Origin of the sequence: Mycolicibacterium rhodesiae, from assembly GCF_002086695.1 — a bacterium.
GTDB lineage: Bacteria > Actinomycetota > Actinomycetes > Mycobacteriales > Mycobacteriaceae > Mycobacterium > Mycobacterium rhodesiae.
The window spans coordinates 579,423-600,037 of record NZ_MVIH01000001.1 but is presented as its reverse complement, the minus strand read 5'-3'; the positions used below and the strand labels follow the sequence as shown (position 1 = coordinate 600,037).

15 protein-coding genes are annotated in these 20,615 nt (G+C 67.1%); 7 read left to right on the top strand and 8 right to left on the bottom strand.

Annotation, left to right across the window (positions count from 1 at the left end; all coding sequences use genetic code 11):
- Window positions 1-12: 12 nt before the first annotated feature.
- On the top strand, window positions 13-1,263 hold the full coding sequence (locus BST42_RS02880; RefSeq protein ID WP_083117012.1) for an MgtC/SapB family protein: 1,251 nt from the start codon (window positions 13-15) through the stop codon (window positions 1,261-1,263).
- Between the two features lie 326 nt (window positions 1,264-1,589).
- Here the strand turns inward: BST42_RS02880 and ctaD are convergent, their stop codons facing one another.
- The 7 genes from ctaD to BST42_RS02845 all read right to left on the bottom strand — a co-directional run bounded on the left by ctaD (window position 1,590) and on the right by BST42_RS02845 (window position 11,652).
- Window positions 1,590-3,335, bottom strand: a complete 1,746-nt coding sequence (gene ctaD / locus BST42_RS02875; RefSeq protein ID WP_083117011.1) for an aa3-type cytochrome oxidase subunit I — start codon at window positions 3,333-3,335, stop codon at window positions 1,590-1,592.
- Window positions 3,332-4,369: an NrfD/PsrC family molybdoenzyme membrane anchor subunit gene (gene nrfD / locus BST42_RS02870; protein WP_083117010.1), complete on the bottom strand. Its 1,038-nt coding sequence runs from the start codon at window positions 4,367-4,369 to the stop codon at window positions 3,332-3,334. The genes ctaD and nrfD overlap by 4 nt, the downstream gene beginning before the upstream one ends.
- Window positions 4,366-5,280, bottom strand: a complete 915-nt coding sequence (locus BST42_RS02865) for a 4Fe-4S dicluster domain-containing protein (protein WP_435405999.1) — start codon at window positions 5,278-5,280, stop codon at window positions 4,366-4,368. Before BST42_RS02865 ends, nrfD begins: the two co-directional genes overlap by 4 nt.
- Window positions 5,277-8,525, bottom strand: coding sequence for a formate dehydrogenase (fdh, locus tag BST42_RS02860; protein ID WP_207569428.1), 3,249 nt, complete (start codon window positions 8,523-8,525; stop codon window positions 5,277-5,279). The genes BST42_RS02865 and fdh overlap by 4 nt, the downstream gene beginning before the upstream one ends.
- Window positions 8,526-8,621: 96 nt before the next feature.
- Window positions 8,622-9,911, bottom strand: a complete 1,290-nt coding sequence (locus tag BST42_RS02855) for an ArsB/NhaD family transporter (protein WP_083117009.1) — start codon at window positions 9,909-9,911, stop codon at window positions 8,622-8,624.
- A gap of 22 nt (window positions 9,912-9,933) precedes the next feature.
- Window positions 9,934-10,380, bottom strand: a complete 447-nt coding sequence (locus BST42_RS02850; protein ID WP_083117008.1) for a CBS domain-containing protein — start codon at window positions 10,378-10,380, stop codon at window positions 9,934-9,936.
- A 39-nt stretch (window positions 10,381-10,419) separates the two neighbouring features.
- Window positions 10,420-11,652: a cation:proton antiporter gene (locus tag BST42_RS02845; RefSeq protein ID WP_083117007.1), complete on the bottom strand. Its 1,233-nt coding sequence runs from the start codon at window positions 11,650-11,652 to the stop codon at window positions 10,420-10,422.
- Between the two features lie 211 nt (window positions 11,653-11,863).
- On the opposite strand from BST42_RS02845, the gene BST42_RS29300 reads away from it, so the two are divergent.
- The 4 genes from BST42_RS29300 (at window position 11,864) to BST42_RS02830 (ending at window position 17,143) form a co-directional block, all read left to right on the top strand.
- Complete coding sequence (locus tag BST42_RS29300) at window positions 11,864-12,046, top strand: hypothetical protein (protein WP_133057404.1); 183 nt, start codon at window positions 11,864-11,866, stop codon at window positions 12,044-12,046.
- Window positions 12,047-12,048: 2 nt separating this feature from the next.
- The gene (locus tag BST42_RS02840; protein ID WP_083117006.1) at window positions 12,049-12,600 is read left to right on the top strand and encodes a GNAT family N-acetyltransferase; all 552 of its coding nucleotides are present in this window, start codon (window positions 12,049-12,051) and stop codon (window positions 12,598-12,600) included.
- Between the two features lie 113 nt (window positions 12,601-12,713).
- Complete coding sequence (locus BST42_RS02835; protein WP_083117005.1) at window positions 12,714-16,835, top strand: SpoIIE family protein phosphatase; 4,122 nt, start codon at window positions 12,714-12,716, stop codon at window positions 16,833-16,835.
- Window positions 16,832-17,143: an STAS domain-containing protein gene (locus BST42_RS02830; RefSeq protein ID WP_083117004.1), complete on the top strand. Its 312-nt coding sequence runs from the start codon at window positions 16,832-16,834 to the stop codon at window positions 17,141-17,143. The genes BST42_RS02835 and BST42_RS02830 overlap by 4 nt, the downstream gene beginning before the upstream one ends.
- A gap of 7 nt (window positions 17,144-17,150) precedes the next feature.
- Here the strand turns inward: BST42_RS02830 and zapE are convergent, their stop codons facing one another.
- Window positions 17,151-18,167: a cell division protein ZapE gene (zapE, locus tag BST42_RS02825; protein WP_083117003.1), complete on the bottom strand. Its 1,017-nt coding sequence runs from the start codon at window positions 18,165-18,167 to the stop codon at window positions 17,151-17,153.
- A 35-nt stretch (window positions 18,168-18,202) separates the two neighbouring features.
- On the opposite strand from zapE, the gene BST42_RS02820 reads away from it, so the two are divergent.
- Window positions 18,203-18,997, top strand: coding sequence for a pyrimidine reductase family protein (locus BST42_RS02820; protein WP_083117002.1), 795 nt, complete (start codon window positions 18,203-18,205; stop codon window positions 18,995-18,997).
- Window positions 18,998-19,033: 36 nt separating this feature from the next.
- Window positions 19,034-20,608 carry an alpha/beta fold hydrolase gene (locus BST42_RS02815; RefSeq protein WP_083117263.1) on the top strand — a complete coding sequence of 525 codons (1,575 nt, stop codon included), beginning with the start codon at window positions 19,034-19,036 and terminating at the stop codon, window positions 20,606-20,608.
- Window positions 20,609-20,615 lie beyond the last annotated feature (7 nt).

The following is a 20,615-nucleotide window of genomic DNA, read 5'->3' as shown; positions in this document are numbered from 1 at the left end:
GGGGGCTTCGCCGTGAACGTCCAGCAGTTGGAGCCGTTCCTGGTGGCGCTGGCCATCGGAATGTTGCTCGGCTTCGAGCGTGAACGTAGCCACAACCGCCGACTGCCGGCCGGTTCCCGATCGTTCGCGTTGCTGTCGCTGGCCGGCGCGGTCGCGGCGAGCTTCAACACATGGGCTGTCATAGCCGGGATGGTCTGCGTTGCAGCACTTTTCACCCTGGCTTATCTCCGCACCAGCCGCGACGATCCGGGTACCACCACCGAGATAGCCGCTGTCGTGGCGTACCTGCTCGGCGCGCTGGCCTACACCCGGCCGGCAGTGGCCGTCGCACTGGCGGTGATAGTGACGCTGCTGCTGGTGTCGAAAACCCGGATCCATCGGTTCGCCCGTGAGATCGTCAGCGAGATCGAACTCGAGGACGCGATCAAGTTCTTCGTGGTCGCGTTCGTGATCCTGCCCCTGCTACCAAATCGGCAGATCGGGCCCTACGGGGTTCTCAACCCGTCGAAGGTGTGGCTGCTTGTCGTGTTGCTGACCGGCATCGGCTGGGTCGGCTACATCGGCGTTCGCGCCCTGGGACCCCAGCGCGGCCTGCTCGTCACCGGCCTGGCCGGTGGCTTCGTGTCGGCAAGCGCCACGACGGCATCCATGGGCCGGGCCAGCCGCACCGACGCCGGCGTACGCGCGCCGCTGGCAGGCGCACTGCTGGCCAGCGGCGCCACCTTTGCCCAACTTCTCCTGGTGATCGGCCTGGTCGACATCGACGTGCTGCGCAGACTGTGGCTTCCCGTCGCCGCGGGAGCCGTCGTCCTCATCGCCGTAGCGCTGATGGTGTACCGAAGCGCGGCGCAGGACCGCAGCCCGGACCCCGCCGAGGACGCGGCGTCCACCCCGGCCACCCGGCCGTTCGCGCTGCGACCCGCTCTTATCCTCGCCGCGGTACTGACCGTCGCCCTGCTTGTCGGACGTTGGGGTGCAGAGGTATTGGGGCCGCAGGGCGCGGTGCTTGCCGCGTTCGCAGCCGGGCTCGCCGACGCACACGCCGGTTCGGTCGCGGCGGCAAGCCTGGCCGCCAAAGGCGACATCAGCGTCGACACCGCATTGATCGCGATCGCCGCCGCGCTCGGATCCAATTTGCTGGTGAAGGTCGTGCTGGCCTTCACCGCTGGAGGGCGCCGATTCGGACTGGGGTTCATCGCCGGAATGGCCGGCCCCACGGTGGTGTTCGGCGCGGCGCTGGCCGCCGCGATCGTCTTCGGCTGAGCGCTCAACGACGAACGGCGGGACCGGCCAAGTCGACGCTGCTCTCTCAACGCTTTCGGCTGCTAGCGCCGGGCCCGCCTACGCCAGGTGTAGCAGCCCAATCTGTCGCCCGTCGCCCGACCAACGCTACGCCCACCTCCGGAAATAACTAGCGTCGGTGTCAAATCTTCGCGAATTGGCCTCCGGCCTATCACTTAGTGGTGCCCGCCCGGCGACCGAACCTGTTGTCCCGCGGGCAGCCCGACAGGCAGGACCGGGTCTGTCATCAGTCCGTTGGGGTGAGGAGGCGGTAGTGCGTTCTTCACTGTGTTGATCGCGTGGCCGCCTCAGCGCTTGGTGCCACCTGCCGAACTGACGACGGTATCGGCCGGGGCGGGATGGTCATCGGGTGACTTGCCGACGTGGGATTCCGTGCGCATTCGGTCGATCATGTGCGGGTAGTGCAGCTCGAAAGCCGGACGCTCCGAACGGATCCGGGGCAACTCGGTGAAGTTGTGCCGCGGCGGCGGGCACGAGGTGGCCCACTCCAGCGAGTTGCCATAACCCCACGGATCGTCGACCGTGACGACCTCACCGTAGCGCCAGCTGCGAAAGACGTTCCAGACAAACGGGATGATCGACACACCGAGAATGAACGCGCCGATCGTCGACACGATGTTCAACGTCTCGAAGCCGTCCGACGGCAGATAGTCGGCGTAGCGGCGCGGCATGCCCTCGTCACCGAGCCAGTGCTGCACCAGGAACGTGGTGTGGAAGCCGATGAACGTCAGCCAGAAGTGCACCTTGCCCAGCCGCTCGTCGAGCAGGCGGCCGGTCATCTTCGGGAACCAGAAGTAGATTCCGGCGTAGGAGGCGAACACGATCGTGCCGAACAGCACGTAGTGGAAGTGCGCAACCACGAAATACGTGTCGCTGACGTGGAAGTCCAGCGGCGGGCTCGCCAGCAGCACCCCGGACAGACCACCGAGCAGGAACGTCACCAGGAAGCCGATCGAGAACAGCATCGGCGTCTCGAACGTCAGCCGGCCCTTCCACATCGTGCCGATCCAGTTGACGAACTTGATACCGGTCGGCACCGCGATCAGGAACGTCATGAACGAGAAGAACGGCAACAACACAGCACCGGTTGCGAACATGTGATGGGCCCACACCGTCACCGACAACACAGTGATCGACCAGGTCGCCAGGACAAGGCCGTTATAGCCGAAGACCGGTTTGCGGGCGAACACCGGATAGATTTCGGTCACGATGCCGAAGAACGGCAACGCCACGATGTAGACCTCGGGGTGGCCGAAAAACCAGAACAAATGCTGCCAGAGGATTGCGCCGCCGTTGCCCGGGTCATAGATATGCGCACCCAGGTGGCGATCAGCAGCCAACCCGAACAGGGCCGCGGTCAGGATGGGGAACGCGACCAGGATCAGCACGCTGGTGGCCAGGATGTTCCAGGTGAAGATCGGCATCCGGAACATCGTCATGCCGGGGCAGCGCATGCAGACCACCGTGGTGATCATGTTGACCGCACCCAAGATCGTGCCGAGTCCGGAGGCGATGAGCCCGAAGGTCCACAAGTCACCGCCGACTCCCGGCGCATGCACCGCATCGCTCAGTGGTGTGTACGCCGTCCAGCCGAAGTCGGCGGCTCCGCCCGGAACAATGAACCCACTCAGCACAATCAAACCGCCGAAAGCGAACAGCCAGAACGACAATGCGTTCAACCGCGGGAACGCGACATCAGGGGCACCGATCTGCAGCGGCAGCACCACGTTGGCGAAACCGAACACGATCGGCGTCGCATACAGCAGCAGCATCACTGTGCCGTGGATCGTGAACAGCTGGTTGTACTGCTCATTGGACAGGAACTGCAGCCCCGGAACGGCGAGTTCGCTGCGCATCAGAAGCGCCATCAGGCCGCCCGCCAGGAAGAAGGCGAACGACGTGACCAGATACATCTGGCCGATCCGTTTCGGGTCTGTGGTGGCGATCAGATCCACGAGCGCTGCGCCCAGCGGACGGGAGCGCGGCGGGAAAGGACGGGTCGCGGCGTGGGGTCGAGATGCTGACAGCGTCATGACGGCACGGACTGAGCTTGTTGGGAGAGTCGCTCCCGCTGTGGGACGACGGTGTACTTGGGATCGTGTGCCGAGGCAACCCCGGCATAGAAGATCGCGAACCGAGTGCACGCCGACCCGGCGAGTGCTGCCGCACCGGCCAGTGCGGCCGCCCGCCTCGAGCGCCGGCCGGCCGCGGCGGCGGTGACCGCTCCGACGAGAGTGAGTGCTCGGGCCGCGCGGTGCAGGCGCCCCGCCGTTCCGCTGTGCAGCGCTTCAGCGCTCAAACCCATACTGCGTTGCATGATCTCGATCGCGGTGAGTTCGGCGACCGAGCCGATGATCACCGCCCGTCGGGCCGGGGCTGCTTCGCGCAGCGGGGCGGCCACCATCCCCAGCCCGCCCGCGGCCGCGGCCGCCGAGCCGACAAACACGAACGGCATCTCACGGTGACCCTCGTGCCACGCCGGCACCGCGGTATCGGCGATCAGCGCCGCGGTGTAGGACGCCACCGCGGGGCCGAGCAGTCCGGCGCCCAAGGTGGCAACACGGCCGCTGCGCGGGAAGAGCCCGGTGACCGCGCACGCCGCCGCAATCCCCGCCTGCGGCCCGTAAGCCGTCAACACCCAGGATCCGACGCTCATCGGTGAACTCGGTTTGAAGACCCGGAGCATGTTGGCAAACCGAGCCGGCCGTCCCAGATCATGGACCAACGCCACGAGTGAGGTCAGAATTGCCAGCAGCGCACCGATTTTCGCCGGTAGCGCAAGCCCCCGGCGCCCGGTCAACTCGGCTCCCGCGGCCAGCACCGAAGACCCACCGGCCAGTCCGCCAAGGAACAGATAGCCGGCGATGTCCAACGGCGACCAGGTGGGACCGTTGAGAATCGGTCTGCCGTAATAGGATTCGAACTTCACATCGGGAACCAGTGCGCGCTCGCCGCGACGGCTTCGCCGCCCGCGGCCCGGAACTCGCCCGCGCGCACCGGTCACCGCATCGCGATCCGGCGGATCGGTGTAGCCGTGGCGGACATCGGTTCCGTCGCTGGGGCTCATCGCCTACCACCCAGGAACGTCGCGCCCAGCGCCGCCAGCATCCCCACCGCCGCGATCCCGACGTTGCGCCACATGCCGGGCAGCGCACGCGTCGTGACCACCGGATCCGGCGGCAGGCCATACACTTCCGGTTCGTCGAGCAACAGGAAGAAGGCCCCGGCCCCGCCGACGCCGTCATCCGGATCTTCGCCATAGAGCCGGGCGTCGGCGACCCCGGCGGTGTGCAGCTGCTCGAGTCGCCGCTGGGCGCGCCCCCTGAGCTCGGAGAGCTCACCGAATTGGATCGAATCGGTCGGACAGGTCTTGGCACAGGCCGGTTCCAAGCCGTCACCGATGCGGTCGTAACACATCGTGCACTTCCACACCCGTCCGTCGTCGGCGCGCTGGTCGATCACCCCGTACGGGCAGGCCGAAACGCAGTAACCACATCCGTTGCAGACGTCTTCCTGCACCACCACGGTGCCGAACTCGGTGCGGAACAGCGCGCCGGTGGGACACACATCCAAGCAACCGGCGTGGGTGCAGTGCTTGCAGACATCCGACGACATCAGCCAGCGGAACGCGCCCGGCTCCGACGTGGATGTCTGCCCGGGCCGTTCCAGCCCGGGCATGCCGAGGTCCACTCGGTCGGCAGTCTGCTGGTTCCCCAACGGTTTGCGTTGCTCGATGAACGCGACATGGCGCCAGGTGTCCGCACCGAGACCGACGCTGTTGTCGTACGACATCCCGGTGAAGTCCAGACCGTCGTCGGGCACGTGGTTCCATTCCTTACACGCCACCTCACAGGCCTTGCAGCCGATGCACACCGAGGTGTCGGTGAAGAACCCATACCGCGGGGTCGTCTCGGGATATCCACCGTCTCCTGGCGGATCCCCTTGGGCGAGCATCGCTTTGATGTCCACGTGGCTCATACCTCCGTTCCTGTCAGGTCGGTGATCCCGGCTCGGCGCTGGTAGTCGGCGACCAGCGCGTCGGCGTCCGGCCCGCGTGGCCGCCGCCCCGGACGGATGTCGGCGGTGAATGCCTTGACCTCCTGGATGTGCGAACTCGGATCGAGCACGATCGCCGATAGTTCGTTGGCGGCGTCCCCGCTGCTGACACCGTTGGGCCCCCAGTGGTAGGGCAGGCCGATCTGGTGGACCACTCGCTCGCCCAAGCGAAGCGGCGCGATCCGGTCGGTGACCAGAACGCGGGTTTCGATGACTCCGCGAGGACTGACCAGCGTGGCCCAACCCCCATTGCGCAGTCCACGCTCGGCGGCCAACTCCGGGGATATCTCGCAGAACATCTCCGGTTGCAGTTCGGCCAGGTACGGCGACCACCGCGACATGCCGCCGGCAGTGAAGTGTTCGGTCAACCGGTAGGTGGTCACCACGTACGGGTAGACCCGTGCACCGTCGGCCTCGGGGCCGGGCGTATAGCGATTACGCTTGTCAGGAAACGTCATTCGGGCCGGATTGCGCTGTTGATCGTAGAGCGCGTTGGCCACCGGGGAATCCTGCGGCTCGTAGTGCGCGGGCAGCGGGCCGTCGACCACCCCGGCCGGGGTGTACAACCAGGCCTTGCCGTCGGCCTGCATGATGAACGGATCGATGCCCGATAACGCCTCGATCCCGCCGGCGCCCTCGGGCGGCCGGTAGTCGGGCGACTTGTCGACCTCGAAGTCCGGGACGTCGTACCCGGTCCACTTGCCCGCCGCGCCGTCCCACCAGACCAGCTTTTTGCGTTCGCTCCACGGCGTGCCGTCGGGAGCCGCCGACGCACGGTTGTACAGCACCCGCCGGTTCGCCGGCCACGCCCATCCCCACTCCGGCGCTATCCAGTTCTGCTCGGTGTGCGGCTTGCGTCGCGCCGCCTGGTTTACGCCATCGGCGTATACCCCGCAGTAGATCCAGCACCCGCACCGAGTGCTGCCGTCGTTGCGCAACTGCGTGTAGGCATTCAGCGGCCTGCCGTCGCCGTCGAACCCGTTGATCTCGGCGAGCACAGCGTCGGCGTCCGGTTCCTCCAGCGCGCCGATCGTCGGGTAGTCCCAGGCGAGGTCCACAATCGGCCGATCGCGGGAATCGGTTGACCCGGCCAGCCTTTGGCGGATGATCCGGCCCAGGTGATACATGAACCAGAGGTCGCTGCGCGCGTCACCGGCCGGCTCGACAGCTTGTTCGTGCCACTGCAGCATGCGATTGGTGTTGGTGAAGCTGCCTGACTTCTCGGTGTGCGCCGCGGCCGGGAAGAAGAACACCTCAGTGGCCACGTCCTCGGTGCGCAGTTCGCCGGATTCGATCTCCGGACCGTCCTTCCACCACGTGGCGCTCTCGATCAGCGAGAAGTCCCGCACCACAAGCCATTCCAGATTGGCCATCCCCAACCGCTGCATCTTTGCGTTCGCCGAGCCGACCGCTGGGTTCTCGCCGAGCAGGAAGTAGCCCTTACACCGCCCGGCAAGTTGTTCGAAGACCGTGTCGTACGTGCTGTGCGACCCCGTCAACCGTGGCAGGTACTCAAAGCAGAAATCGTTGTCCTCCGTGGCCGCATCACCCCACCACGACTTCAGCAGGCTGACGAAATAGGAGTCCATCTGCGACCAGAACCCCTTGCGGGCGGCGTCGGCGGCGATGAAATCGGTCCGGTTCTGCTGGTGCTCGGCGTACGGCATCGGCAGGTATCCCGGCAGCAGATTGAAAAGCGTTGGGATGTCACTGGATCCCTGAATGCTGGCATGCCCCCGCAGGGCCTGGATGCCACCGCCGGGCCGGCCCATGTTGCCCAGCAGCAGCTGCAGGATGCAGGCCGTTCGGATGTATTGCGACCCCGTGCTGTGCTGGGTCCAGCCGACGGCGTAGACGAATTCGCTGGTACGTTCCGGCCCGGAATTCTGGGTCAGCGCATCGCAGACCTTCGCGAACACGTCCGGAGCGATCCCGCATACGTCGGCGACCATCTCCGGGGTGTAGCGGGCGTAGTGCCGTTTGAGGATCTGCAGAACGCAGCGCGGGTGCTGAAGACTTTCGTCGCGGGCAGGGGTGCCCTCCATGGCGGCCCCACCCGACCCGTGCTGCTCGCCTCGCCCGCTGGACCGCACATCATCGCCACCGGCGTGACCCCGCTGACCTGATGCCGCAGCCACCGACACGCCCTCGTACTGCCAGTCGGCGGAATCGTAGTGGCGGCTGTCGGAATCGAATCCACCGAACAAGCCGTCGAGATCCTCGGTGTCGGCGAACTCCTCGTCGACAATGGTTGCCGCATTGGTGTAGTTCACTACGAATTCCCGAAAGTACTTCTCCTGCGTCAGAACGTGATTGATGATGCCGCCGAGAAACGCGATGTCGGATCCGGCGCGGATCGGTACATGCAGATCGGCCAGCGCGCTGGTTCGGGTGAACCGCGGATCGACGTGAATCACCACTGCGCCGCGAGCCTTGGCCTCCATCACCCATTGGAAGCCGACGGGATGGCACTCGGCGAAATTGGATCCTTCGATCACGATGCAGTCGGCGTGCGGAAGGTCTTGCAGGAAGGTGGTGGCACCGCCCCGGCCGAACGAACTTCCCAGCCCGACCACCGTGGAGCTGTGGCACACCCGCGCCTGGTTCTCGATCTGGATCACCCCGAGCGCGGTGAGCAACTTCTTGATGAGGTAGTTCTCCTCGTTGTCCAACGTTGCCCCACCCAGGCTGGCGATGCCCATGGTGCGCGCGGTGCGTGCGCCGTCGACCTCCTCCTGCCAGGTCTCGTCCCGAGTGGCCAGCACCCGGTCCACGACCATCTCCATAGCGGTGTCCAAATCGAGGACCTGCCAATCGGCGGCGTGCGGCGCGCGGTAGAGCACCTGGTGCAGGCGGGCCGAACCGGTGGTCAGCTGTAGGCTCGCCGCCCCCTTCGGGCACAGCCGGCCACGGCTGACCGGACTGTCCGGATTGCCTTCGATCGCCACGACCTTGTCATCACGGACGTAGACGTGCTGGGCGCATCCGACGGCGCAGTACGGACACACCGAGCTGACCACGCGGTCCGCGGTGTTGGTCCGCGCCTGCAGGGCGGCCGACTTGCGGGACTGGACCGATGCGGCCTTACCCATCGGGTCCGATCCGGTGAGCTGCCGGTATACCGGCCAATCTTCGATCCAGCGCCGCACGCCCACGAAGCCCTCCATTCGCCCCAGCCATCCCGGTGGGGCGGACGTACCCGCGGCCAAAGCGATCAAACGCGGGAGGGATGGTTTCCCAGGAAACAGGCAGAGTCAGCCCGGTCAGCCGAATACGAAGTAGCGCAACCACACGTAGGGCACCGCGACCCCGACCGTCAACGCGGTCACCACTGCGCCTTTGCGGGTGAACTCCCAGAAGCTGATCGGGTATCCCTCCCTGGCTGCGATACCCAGCATCACGACGTTCGCACTTGCACCGACGGCGGTGAGGTTGCCACCGAAGTCCGCTCCGATCGCCAGCGACCACCACAGGGCCTGGCCGTGCACGGGATTGGCCACGGTCGCTGCGAGATCGGCGACCACCGGGCTCATCGTCGCGACGTACGGGATGTTGTCGATCACGCCCGACAACAGTGCCGAGACCAGCAGTATCGCCATCGCTGCCAACAACGGACTACCGCCCGTTGCCGCCCCGGCGAGTTCCGCCACTTTTCCGATCACCCCGGTCTTGACCAGCGCACCCACCAGAATGAACAGGCCTGCGAAGAACAACAGCGTGTCCCACTCGACGCTGCCCAGGTAATGCCTGCGCTCGACACCGGAGATGAGGATCAGAACCCCGGCCCCCAGCAGTGCGACCACGGACGGCTCGACGTGAATCACCGAGTGCCCGATGAACGCGGCGAAGACCGCGCCGAGTACCACGCCGCATTTGACCAGTAGGCGCACATCCCGGATCGCCTCCCGCTCGTCGAGCGACATCACCTCGGCGACCCGATCGGCTTCGACGGCAAACGAACCGCGGAACAATACCGGCAGTGCCGCCAGGAACACCGCGAGCGCTATCACCACCAACGGGGTCACGTGGACCAGGAAGTCGTTGAACGACAGGCCCGCTCGGCTACCGATGATGATGTTTGGTGGATCGCCGATCAGAGTCGCGGTGCCGCCGATGTTGGACGCGAACACTTCGGCGAGCAGGAACGGTACGGGGTTGATGGCCAACCGATCACAGACCAGGAGCGTCACCGGCGCGATCAGCAGGACAGTGGTGACGTTGTCGAGCAAGGCCGACGCGACAGCGGTGATCAAGGCCAGCAGGATCATCACCCGCAGTGGAGATCCCTTGGCCCGCTTGGCTGCCCAAATCGCGGTGTACTCGAAGACACCGGTCTGCCGTAGAACGCCGACGATCACCATCATGCCCAGCAGCAGAAAGATGACGTCCCAGTCGATCCCGGTCTCACGTGAATAGAAAATGTCATCGGAACCGACGGTCCCGATGGCCACGACCACGGCGGCTCCCCCGAGAGCCGCTTTGACTTTGTTGATCCGCTCGGTCGCGATCAGCAGATACGCAACGGCGAAGACGGCAAGGGCGACGACGGCCACGGTTATCGCGTGCCTGTCGAGCTCAGTGGATCCCCAGCGCGACTTCCAACAATCGCGATGCGGTGATGACACCGACGAGTTGCTTGCCGGTCATCACCGCCACCAGCGGCGAGTGATCCCGGGCCATGATCGCGGCGACCTCCACGATCGTGTCGTCGGCATCGACCGTCGGCATGCGCGGAGCCGACTTGGGCAGCACCTGTTGAACCGATTTGCCCCCCAGTTTGTCCGCGATCCGGTCGGCCGCTTGTTCGCCAAGTACACCAGCCAGCGAGGGGTCGTCCTGGATGTAGGCCGGAACCAGCAGGCGCACGACTTGCGACGCCGGAAGGATCGTCAGCGGGATGCCCTGCGCGTCGGTGACAACCAAACCGGGCAGTCGCTGTTCGGCCATCAAGCGCACTGCGTCCAGGGCAGCGGAATCCAATGCGACGACCGGGAATTGTTCGGCGATCTGCTGTGCGCGCACACGAGAACGGTACGTCCTCGGCCGCCGCCGGGGCGCCAGTCACGCGGACTCCGGCGCTCTGCGGTCGGCAGCCGCGGGCTCACCGGGCTCGGGCCGACCGGCCGGCAGATTGTCGGGCGGCTCGACGCGGAGCAATTTGGCCACCGGGACGTCGGTGGAGGAATGCAGCACGATCGACAGCGCGATTGTCACCGCGACGAGGTCGAAGACAAGCTGGTTGTCGGGGATGCCCGACTGCAGAGCGAGCAGCCCGTACACCACCGACGCGAACCCTTTGGGGCCGAACCAGGCCGCCGTGAGCCGCTCGCGCCGCGGCATCTTCGTGCGCACCAGCGAAACCAGCAGTGACACCGGGCGAATCACCACAATCGCCACCACCGCCAGCAGCCAGCCCTGCCATCCCAGGTGCGACAGCCTTTCCGGCGTGATCAGCGCTCCGAAGACCAAGAGCGCCGCAAACTTCGTGAGCTCGGCCAACAAATCGCCGAAGGGTTCGAACCGCTCGGCAGTCACCGGGTCCAGCGTCGCCAAAGTCGAGCCTGCGGCAAACGCGGCCAAATAGGGATTGGCGTGGGTCAGGTGGCAGCCGGCGTAGACGACGACCGCGATGGCGACCGGCCCCAGCGGCTGCAGTCGCGGCTCGGCGGTGAGGACCTTGCTGCGCCAGGCCAGTGCCACCAGCGCGGCGATACCGAAGCCGAGGACCAGGCCCAGCGCGAGCTCCTCGAGAACCTTGGTCCAGTGCGAGCTCTCGTGTTTGGCAGTGGCGAGGAAGATCAGCACGAACGGCAGCGCCAGCCCGTCGTTGAGGCCCGACTCCACGTTCAGCAGCCGCCGCAATCGCAGCGGGATGTCGGACCGACCCACCAGCGCAGCGGCGAACACCGGATCGGTCGGCGACAGAATCGCACCGAGGAGAAACGCGGTGGGCCAGTCCAGCCCGGCCAGAAAGTGCGCCGGAACAGCGATTCCCACCATCGTCAACGGCATCCCCAGCCCCAGAGCTCGCCCGGACAGCCGCCAATTCTCGCGCAGCGCATGCATATTGGCGCGCTGACCGTCGGTGAACAGGACAGTGAACAACGCGATGTCCGCCAGTGCGGCAACCATGCCATGCCCGGGGCCCAACTCGACGATGTCGAATCCGCCCGGTCCGATCAAGGCACCTGCCACCAGGAACATCAACGCGGTGGACAGCACGGTCCTGGCCGCCACACCGGACAGCGAGACACTCAGCAGCAGCACCACACCGAATGCCAGGACAAGTGCCACGCCTGAGTCTCCGCATCTTCGCTCGAGTCGACCGCCCATCCATTCGGGCGCGACTGCCGACCAGACTTCCCGGCACACCTTCGCGTAAAGATGCCGTAAAGGCCGGCGGCAGGCAACCGTGGGTGTACCACCGGCGCCGACCGGCAAACCGAGCTCCCGAACAGCATCGCTGCCCGTGTGCCATCATTCCTGCGGGGTGAGGAGGAGTTTCGTGCGTTCTCTGCGGGCAGTGGTGGTGGCCCTACTCACACTCTTTGCGGCGAGCAGCCCCGCGCCGGCAGCGACTACCCGCCGCGCTTCCCGGGCGTTCTGGGAGTGCTACCGCGACCTGGTGTCCACCGCGGTCCCGATCTACCCGCACGCCGGTGCGCCTCTGGCCCGGCGGAAACTGTGAATATGAACTCGCCCAACAGCTTTGGGGATATCGAAGTAACCGATGCGGTCGAAGCCGATGCCGTCGCACTCGCCGAGCTGGCGGCCGCCACCTTCCCGCTCGCATGCCCGCCCACCTCGCCCCCAGCCGACATCACCGCCTTCATCGCCGCCCACCTGTCGCGCGGGCGGTTCACCGACTACCTGGCCGACCCGTCGCGCACCGTGCTCGCCGCCCGAACCGGGGGCCGAATGGTCGGCTACGCGATGCTGATCGACGGGGTTGGTACCGATCCCGACGTCGCCCAGGCGGTCACCACGCGGCCCGCGGTCGAGCTGTCCAAGCTGTACGTGCAGGCCGACAGCCACGGGTCGGGCGTCGCGGCGGCGCTGATGCGCGCCGCGGTGAGCAGGGCGGCCGGCGGCGGGGCGCAGTGCGTCTGGTTGGGCGTGAACCAGAGAAACCGTCGCGCGCAACGGTTCTACGGCAAGCAGGGGTTCGTCGTCGCCGGCACCAAGTCTTTCCCGATGGGGACACACATCGAACAGGACTACGTCATGGTGCGCCCGTTGTAATCTCGCGCCACGGAGTTTGGGCTTGTTCGACTATCCCGCTGGTTTAGCACCGGGGCCGTAAGGTGAACCCGTTGGCTGATCACACCAGGCCGGATCTAGCCGAAAGGACGTTTGTGGACGTTGGATCAGCTTCCGGCCCCGACGATCATGTCGGTCGTGATCTGGCAGCAGTCGACTGGGCGTCGACCCCACTAGGACCGTCCGCCGACTGGCCGCAGAGCCTGCGGACCGCCGTCAGCATCGTGCTGTCGTCCCGCTTCTCCATGTGGATGGCCTGGGGCCCCGAGCTGACGTTCTTCTGCAACGACGCCTACCGTCGCGACACGCTCGGCCGCAAATACCCGTGGGCGCTCGGCCGGCCTGCCAGCGAGGTTTGGGCCGAAATCTGGGACGACGTCGGACCACGCGTCGACCGGGTGTTGACCACCGGGGAAGCCACCTGGGACGAGGGTCTACTGCTGTTCCTGGAGCGATCTGGCTACCCCGAGGAGACCTACCACACCTTCTCCTACAGCCCGCTTCGCGACGAGACGGGACACGTCGTAGGAATGTTGTGCGTCGTCAGCGAGGACACCGACCGGGTGATCGGCGAACGGCGGATGGCCACGCTGCGTCACCTTGGCTCGGACCCGTCCGTGGTGCGCACCGAGTCGGAGATGCTGGCGTTCGCCGCCCGCCAACTCGACCGCAACACCCTCGATCTGCCGTTCACTCTGACCTACCTGTTCGATGACGACGGAATCGCCGTGCTCGCCGGGTCCAGCGGGATAGCGGTCGCGCATCCCGCGGCTCCCGCGGTACTGCGCAGTGATTCGGGCATGTGGCCGGTGAACGAGCCCGCCCACGGCCAATCGGTGGTTGTCGACCTCGACGGTCCGTCGTTCACCGATCTGCCCACCGGAGGCTGGCGCAAACCGCCCAGCCACGCGCTGGTGACGCCGCTGCTGGCCCAGGGCGGCGATCCGCCCGGTTTCCTGGTGGCGGCCCTGAATCCATACCGGCCCCTCGATGACGAGTACCGCGGGTTCATCGACCTGGTAGCCGGGCACATCGCGACCGGAGTCTCCAGTGCCCGCAGCTACAGCGAGCAGCAGCGTCGGGCCGATGAGCTGGCCGAGTTGGACCGCGCCAAGACGACCTTCTTCTCCAATATCAGTCACGAGTTCCGCACCCCGATCACCCTGATCCTCGGCCCGGTGGGCGAACTGCGGGCCCACGCCGGCCTGGATGAACGGGCTCAGCAGGAACTCGACGTGATCCAGCGCAACGGCCTGCGACTGGCCAAGCTGGTGAACACTCTGCTGGACTTCTCCCGCATCGAAGCCAACCGGGTGCAGGCCCGTTACGAGCCGGTGGACCTGGCCCAGGTGACCGCCGAACTGGCCAGCGTGTTCCGGTCGGCCATCGATCGCGCCGACCTGCAGCTGATCGTCGACTGCCGGCCCCTGGCCGAGCCGGTGTACCTGGATCGCGACATGTGGGAAAAGGTCATCCTCAACCTGCTGTCCAACGCGCTCAAGTACACCTTCTCCGGATCGATCACGGTCCGGGTGACCCAGGACGGCGACCAGGCCGTGGTGACCGTCGCCGACACCGGCATCGGCGTGCCCGCCGCCGAGATGCCGCGGCTGTTCGAGCGATTCCACCGGATCGAGAGCGCCCGCGCCCGGTCCACGGAGGGCAGTGGGATCGGCCTGGCCCTGGTGAAGGAACTCGTCGGGTTGCACGGCGGCACCATCACCGCCGAGAGCGTCGAGGACGCCGGCACCACCTTCACGATCCGGTTGCCGATCGGAGCGGGCCACCTGCCATCCGAGGCGCTCAGTCCGGCGGGCACGAGCCGGTCGTCGAACATCGCCGAGCCTTATGTGCAGGAGGCGCTGCGCTGGCTGCCCGACAGCGGCAACGGTGACCTGGCCGCCGTACCCAACCCGCCGCCCGTCGTCGAGTCGACGAGCCGTGTCCTGGTAGCCGACGACAACGCCGATATGCGTGAGTACCTGGTCCGGCTGCTGCGGGGCGCGGGGTACGAGGTCGATGAGGTCGCCGACGGCCAGCAGGCTCTGAGCCGCATCCGGGCCGACCGGCCGGATCTGGTGGTCAGCGACGTGATGATGCCCCGCCTGGACGGTCTGGCGTTGGTCGCCGCTCTCCGGAACGACCCGCACACCGTGGCGGTGCCCGTCTTGCTGTTGTCGGCACGTGCCGGTCAGGAGGCCTCGATCGAAGGCCTGCAGGCCGGCGCCGACGACTATCTGGTCAAGCCGTTCGTCGCCGCCGAGCTGCTGGCCCGGGTGCGGGCGAACATCGAGCTGGCCAAGCTCCGCAGCCACCACCTGCGGTGGCGGACCGCGCTGGTCGAGTCCCTGCAGGAGGCGTTCTTCGTCTGCGACGAAGTCGGTGCGGTCATCGAGATGAACAAGGCGTTCACCGACATTCTCGGCTTCGGGCCCGAAGACCTGCCCTACGATCCGGTCCATCCGTGGTGGCCGGACGCCGAAACGCAGCCCGAGGCCAATGCCCAGATCGTCGCTGCGTTCGCCGCGCTCCCCGATCAACCCCACGGCAGCTACACGGTGCCGGTGAATCACCGTGACGGGCACCGGGTGTGGATCACCGCCAACATCGCGCACGCCCAGGACCCGGCGACAGGCCGCAGCGTCATGGTCGGCACATTCCGAGACGTCACCGCGGAGCACTACAGCGTTCAACGTCAGACTGCGCTTGCCACGCTGAATCAGCAACTGGCACAGGCAGATGCGGTCGACGACGCCCTGCACGGGGCGCTGGAGCAAGTGCGCGCACAGTGGTCGGCCCGCCGGGTGCTGGCGGCGATCTTCCCGGGTGGCGGCACGACCGGTCCGGGTTCGGAACATCCCGATTTCGCCGGCGACGCCGACGAGGCACAGTGGGCCGCTCTGGTGCCGGATGTGCGGGAACACATCATCGAACTCGGCAGCAGCGGAAACCTCCTCACGCCCGACACCAGCATTGCCGGGTCGGCCGGTATCGCGCTGCAACATCCGCGCGGCACCCTGGTCATCTGGATCGAACTTCCCGCGGAACGCCCGTTCACTGTCGAAGACATGACGTTGCTGACCGTGCTCAGCGGCCGCCTCGGCCAGGGTTTGCAGCGCGTCCACCAGCTTGATCAGCAGCGGGAAACCGCTCTGGCACTGCAACATTCAATCCTGGGTCCGGACGATCTGCCTGCCGGATTCGCGGTGCGCTATCAACCGGCGTCGCACCCGCTGCAAGTGGGCGGCGACTGGTACGACGTGATCGCCCTCGACGACGGCCGGATCGCCCTGGTCGTCGGCGACTGCGTGGGGCACGATCTCAGCGCGGCGACGGTCATGGGACAGCTGCGCAGCGCCTGTCGCGCGCTGCTTCTCGAAAAATCAAGCCCCGCAGCGGCATTGGCGGGGCTAGACCGTTTCGCCGCGCGCCTTCCCGGCGCGCAGTCCACCACCGCCTTCTGCGCGATCCTGAATCCCGCCACGGGCGCGCTGGTGTACTCCAGCGCCGGCCATCCGCCGCCGATCCTGGTGTGCCCGGATGGCTCCACCACCCTGCTCGAGGGCGGCCACTCCATCGCCCTGGGTATCCGACCTGACCGGGAACGGCCCCAGACCGACGCGATCCTGCCCCCGCAGGCCACCCTGCTGCTGTACACCGACGGCCTCGTCGAGCGCAGACGTCGCTCGCTCGACGACGGAATCGAGCAGGCCACCAACGTCATTCGTGACGACAGCACCCTCGACCTCGACCCATTGGCCGACCAGATAATGACAAGCCTGGCACCGCCAGGCGGATACCAGGATGACGTCGCCTTGCTGATCTACCGACACCCCAAACCACTAGAAGTGACGATCCCCGCCGACCCGCTACACCTGGCGCCCGCTCGCGCCGCACTGCGCGACTGGCTGACCTCGGCCGGGATCGACCACGAACAGGCGCAGGACGTTCTCGTCGCCGCCGGTGAGGCCGTCACCAATGCCATCGAGCACGGCTACCGCCACGGCCAGGGCGGCACGATCACCCTGCAGGCCACCTCCGAAGTCGATCTGTTGCGCCTGACGATCACCGACGCCGGCTCCTGGAAGCCCAAGGAATCCGGCTACACCCACCGCGGCCGCGGCATCCAGATCATGGAAGCACTGATGGAGGACGTCTCGATCCTCCCCGACACCACCGGCACCGTCGTCCGCCTCTCGACGAGGATCCGCCGATGAGCACCCCGCTGACCGTTCGCGTCGACCGGGCCGCCGACGGCCAGCTCGTGCTACGGGCCGCCGGCGAGATCGACGCGAGCAACGTGGCCGACTTCGCCGAAGCGCTCGACGCCGCGGTCGACGGCGACAGCACCCTCAACGTGGACCTGAGCGCGGTGGACTACCTGGACAGTGCCGCGATCAATGCCCTTGTCCCCCATGCCGAATCGCTGCAGATCATCGCCAACCCGTTGCTCATGCGAGTGCTGACGGTAAGCGGTCTCGCCGAACTCGCCAAGATCCGGTCCGCTACCGAATCAGCCGACTGATGCCGGCCTACAGTCCGCCGGGGCTCGTCAGCGCCAGCAGTCGCGACGTCGCGCGCAGGTACTTTTTGCGGTAACCGCCCGCCAGCATCTCCTCGGAGAAGACGGTGTCGAGTTTGGCGCCGGAGGCCACCACCGGGATGCCCGCGTCGTAGAGCCGGTCGGTGAGGGCAACCAGCCGCAACGCCACATTCTGGTCGTCGATCGGGTGAACGCCGGTGATGTACACGCACGCCACTCCTTCGATAAGCGTGAGATAACGCGACGGGTGCATGGTCGCCAGATGCGCGCACAGCGCGTCGAAGTCGTCGAGGGTGGCGCCGGGCTGCGCGGCCGCCCTTGCCGCCACCGCCTCGTCGGTGAGCGGGTCGGGCGCAGGCGGCAGGCCACGGTGCCGGTAGTCCGGACCTTCGATCCGCACCGTAGTGAAAATGCTTGCCAGCGTGTTTATTTCGCGCAGAAAGTCCTGAGCGGCAAAGCGCCCCTCGCCCAACTGCTCGGGCAGCGTGTTGGACGTCGCGGCGATCGAGACGCCGCGCTCCACGAGCGCAGACAGCAGCCGCGAGATCAGCGTGGTGTTACCGGGGTCGTCGAGTTCGAACTCGTCGATGCACACGACCACGTAGTCGGCGAGCAGGTCGATGCACTCGACGAACCCGAACACGCCGGCAAGCTGGGTCAGCTCGCCGAAGGTGGCGAAGGCCTTGGGATGCTCGGCCGAGTCGGGCAGTTGCCGGTAGGACGACGCGAGTAAATGGGTCTTGCCCACGCCGAACCCGCCGTCGAGATAGATCCCTGTACCGGGCAAGGTGTCCCGCTTACCGAACAGTTTCTTCTTCCCGGCCCGCCGACGGGCGGCCTCCTCGCAGAACGCCTGGCAGGCGTGCACCGCCGCGGCCTGGCTGGGCTCGCCGGGATCGGGCCGATAGGTCGCGAAGCTGACGCCGGCGAACGTGGGCGGCGGAATCAGCTGAGCCACCAACCGCTCCGGAGACACCGTCGGATGACGGTCGACGAGGCGATCCATGACACGAACCCTATCGACGTGCTGCAATCAACGACGTGGCCGACCCGAGCTCGAACGATCCGGATGGGACCTACTTCACACTGCTGGGCGACGCCGACCCGGTAGACGTCGTCGACGACAACCGGCTCTACGCGCTCTACGCCTACCCTGCGGTCGCGGAGCGGTGCGTGGTTCGCGGCAACATGATCGCCAGTCTCGACGGCGGCGCCTCAACCGACGGCACCTCGGGTGGGCTCGGTGGCGCCGGCGACCGACGGCTGTTCCGGGTGCTGCGCGAACTGGCCGACGTCATCGTCGTCGGTGCGGGCACCGCGCACGGCGAGGGCTACTCGGGTGCCCAGATGACGGTCGCTCAGCGCGGCAACCGGCAGCGCCGCGGCCAGAGCGAAGTCCCACCGATCGCACTGGTCACCCGCTCCGGCCGAGTGGACAACGACTGGCCGGTGCTGACCCGCACCGAGGTGCCGCCGCTGGTGCTCACGTGTGCCGACGTCGCCGCGGACACCGGTACCCGACTGGGTGACGCGGCCGAGGTGGTCGCCTGCTCGGGCGACGACTCGGCCGAGGTGGATCCCGCCGTCGCACTGGCCGCGCTGGCCGAGCGCGGATTACGCCGGGCGCTCTGCGAAGGCGGGCCCACCCTGATGGGGACGTTCATCGACCACGGCCTGCTCGACGAGCTGTGTCTGACCACCGCCCCGGTGCTGGTCGGCGGCGAGGCACCGCGAATCGTGGGCGGCGCCGGTCAGGTGTTGACCGCGATGCGTCGCACGCATCTGATGTCGGACGCCGAAGGCTATCTGTACGGGCGCTACACGCGCGTCGGCTGAGCTGTCCGCACCGGCGGTGTCGCTAGGGTGGTGGGCATGCGCGATCGTCGGGTGTGGGCCTCCAAAGCCATAGTCAGCCTCGGCACCGCGGCGTTGACTGTTCTGCTCACCGGATGTGCCCCGTGGCTGGCCGCCAACCCCCAGTTCGCCAGCGACAAGGCACACAACCCGTCGGGCCCGACAACCACCACTCAGGCGGGCGGACCGCCGGCCATCGCGGCGCCCAAGAACGAGCTCGGCTGGAAGGACTGCACGTCGAAGGTCTTCGGTGACGCCGGGACCCCGCCCGCGCCCGGCGTGATCCTCGAGTGCGCCAGCTATGACGCCGACCTCGACCCGATCGCCGGAGCCACCGGCACGGTGAGCATCGGCGTGGTGCGCGCCCGCTCGGTGCAGACCCCGCCGGACGCCGGACCGCTGGTGTTCACCACCGGCACCGATATCCCGTCATCGATGCAGCTGCCGGTGTGGCTGTCCCGGTCCGGTGCCGATGTCCTCAAGAGCCATCCCATCGTCTCGGTGGACCGCCGCGGCATCGGCATGTCCAGCCCAGTGGACTGCCGCGACTCGTTCGACCGCCAGGAGATGCGCGACCAGGCTCAGTTCGAGTCCGGCGACGACCCGGTCGCCAACCTCGGCGCGATCACGATGACCGCGACGACGAGTTGCACCGACACCATCGCGCCCGGCGACTCCGCCTACGACAACGCCCGTGCCGCCGAGGACCTCGAACGGCTGCGCAGCACCTGGGACGTGCCGGCGCTGGCCCTGATTGGCGTCGGCAACGGCGCGCAGATCGCGCTGGCCTACGCGGGTTCCCATCCCGACAAGGTGGCCCGGCTGGTGCTCGACTCCCCCGTGCCGCCCGGCGTCAACGCCGAAGCCGCGGCCGAGGAACAGGTCAAAGGCCAACAGGCCGCCCTCGATGCGTTCGCCCAGCAGTGTGTGGCGGTCAACTGCGCGCTCGGGCCCGACCCGAAGGGCGCCGTCGACTCACTGCTGGCGGCCGCGCGGGCCGGCCGCGGACCCGGCGGGGTCTCGGTGGCGGTGCTGGCCAACGCGATCGTCACCGCGCTCGGCTATCCGAGCGGGGACCGCATCGGCAGCACCGTGAGCCTGGCCAACGCCCTGGCCGCCGCCCGCGGCGGTGACGCCAACCAGCTGAACAGTCTGATCAACCAGGCCGAGGCGATGCGCGACAGCGACGGCCAGTTCATCAACTCCTGCAGCGACGCCCTGAACCGCCCGACGCCGGACCGGGTGCGTGAACTCGTCGTCCAGTGGGGCAAGCTCTACCCGCAGTTCGGCACCGTCGGCGCACTCGATCTGGTGAAGTGCCTGAATTGGCCCAGCGGCGCCGCCCCCAAAGAACCGAAGGACCTGAAGGTCAACGTGCTGCTGCTGGGGGTGCAGAACGATCCGATCGCAGGCAATCAGGGTGTGCCCGCGTCGTCGGCCACGATCATCAACGCCGGTGCAGCAAGCAGGCGGATCATGTGGCAGGGCATCGGGCACGGCGCCAGCATCTACACGGCGTGCGCGCTGCCGCCCATGATGAGCTATCTGGACAGCGGGAACATGCCGCCCACCGACACCTACTGCCCCGCCTGAGCATCTG

Bases quoted from the DNA above. Each gene is read 5' to 3' on its own strand.
- ctaD (WP_083117011.1), bottom strand. From the start codon at position 3,335: ATGACGCTGTCAGCATCTCGACCCCACGCCGCGACCCGTCCTTTCCCG.
- nrfD (WP_083117010.1), bottom strand. From the start codon at position 4,369: ATGAGCCCCAGCGACGGAACCGATGTCCGCCACGGCTACACCGATCCG.
- BST42_RS02865 (WP_435405999.1), bottom strand. From the start codon at position 5,280: ATGAGCCACGTGGACATCAAAGCGATGCTCGCCCAAGGGGATCCGCCA.
- fdh (WP_207569428.1), bottom strand. From the start codon at position 8,525: ATGGAGGGCTTCGTGGGCGTGCGGCGCTGGATCGAAGATTGGCCGGTA.
- BST42_RS02840 (WP_083117006.1), top strand. From the start codon at position 12,049: ATGAACTCGCCCAACAGCTTTGGGGATATCGAAGTAACCGATGCGGTC.
- BST42_RS02830 (WP_083117004.1), top strand. From the start codon at position 16,832: ATGAGCACCCCGCTGACCGTTCGCGTCGACCGGGCCGCCGACGGCCAG.
- zapE (WP_083117003.1), bottom strand. From the start codon at position 18,167: ATGGATCGCCTCGTCGACCGTCATCCGACGGTGTCTCCGGAGCGGTTG.
- BST42_RS02815 (WP_083117263.1), top strand. From the start codon at position 19,034: ATGCGCGATCGTCGGGTGTGGGCCTCCAAAGCCATAGTCAGCCTCGGC.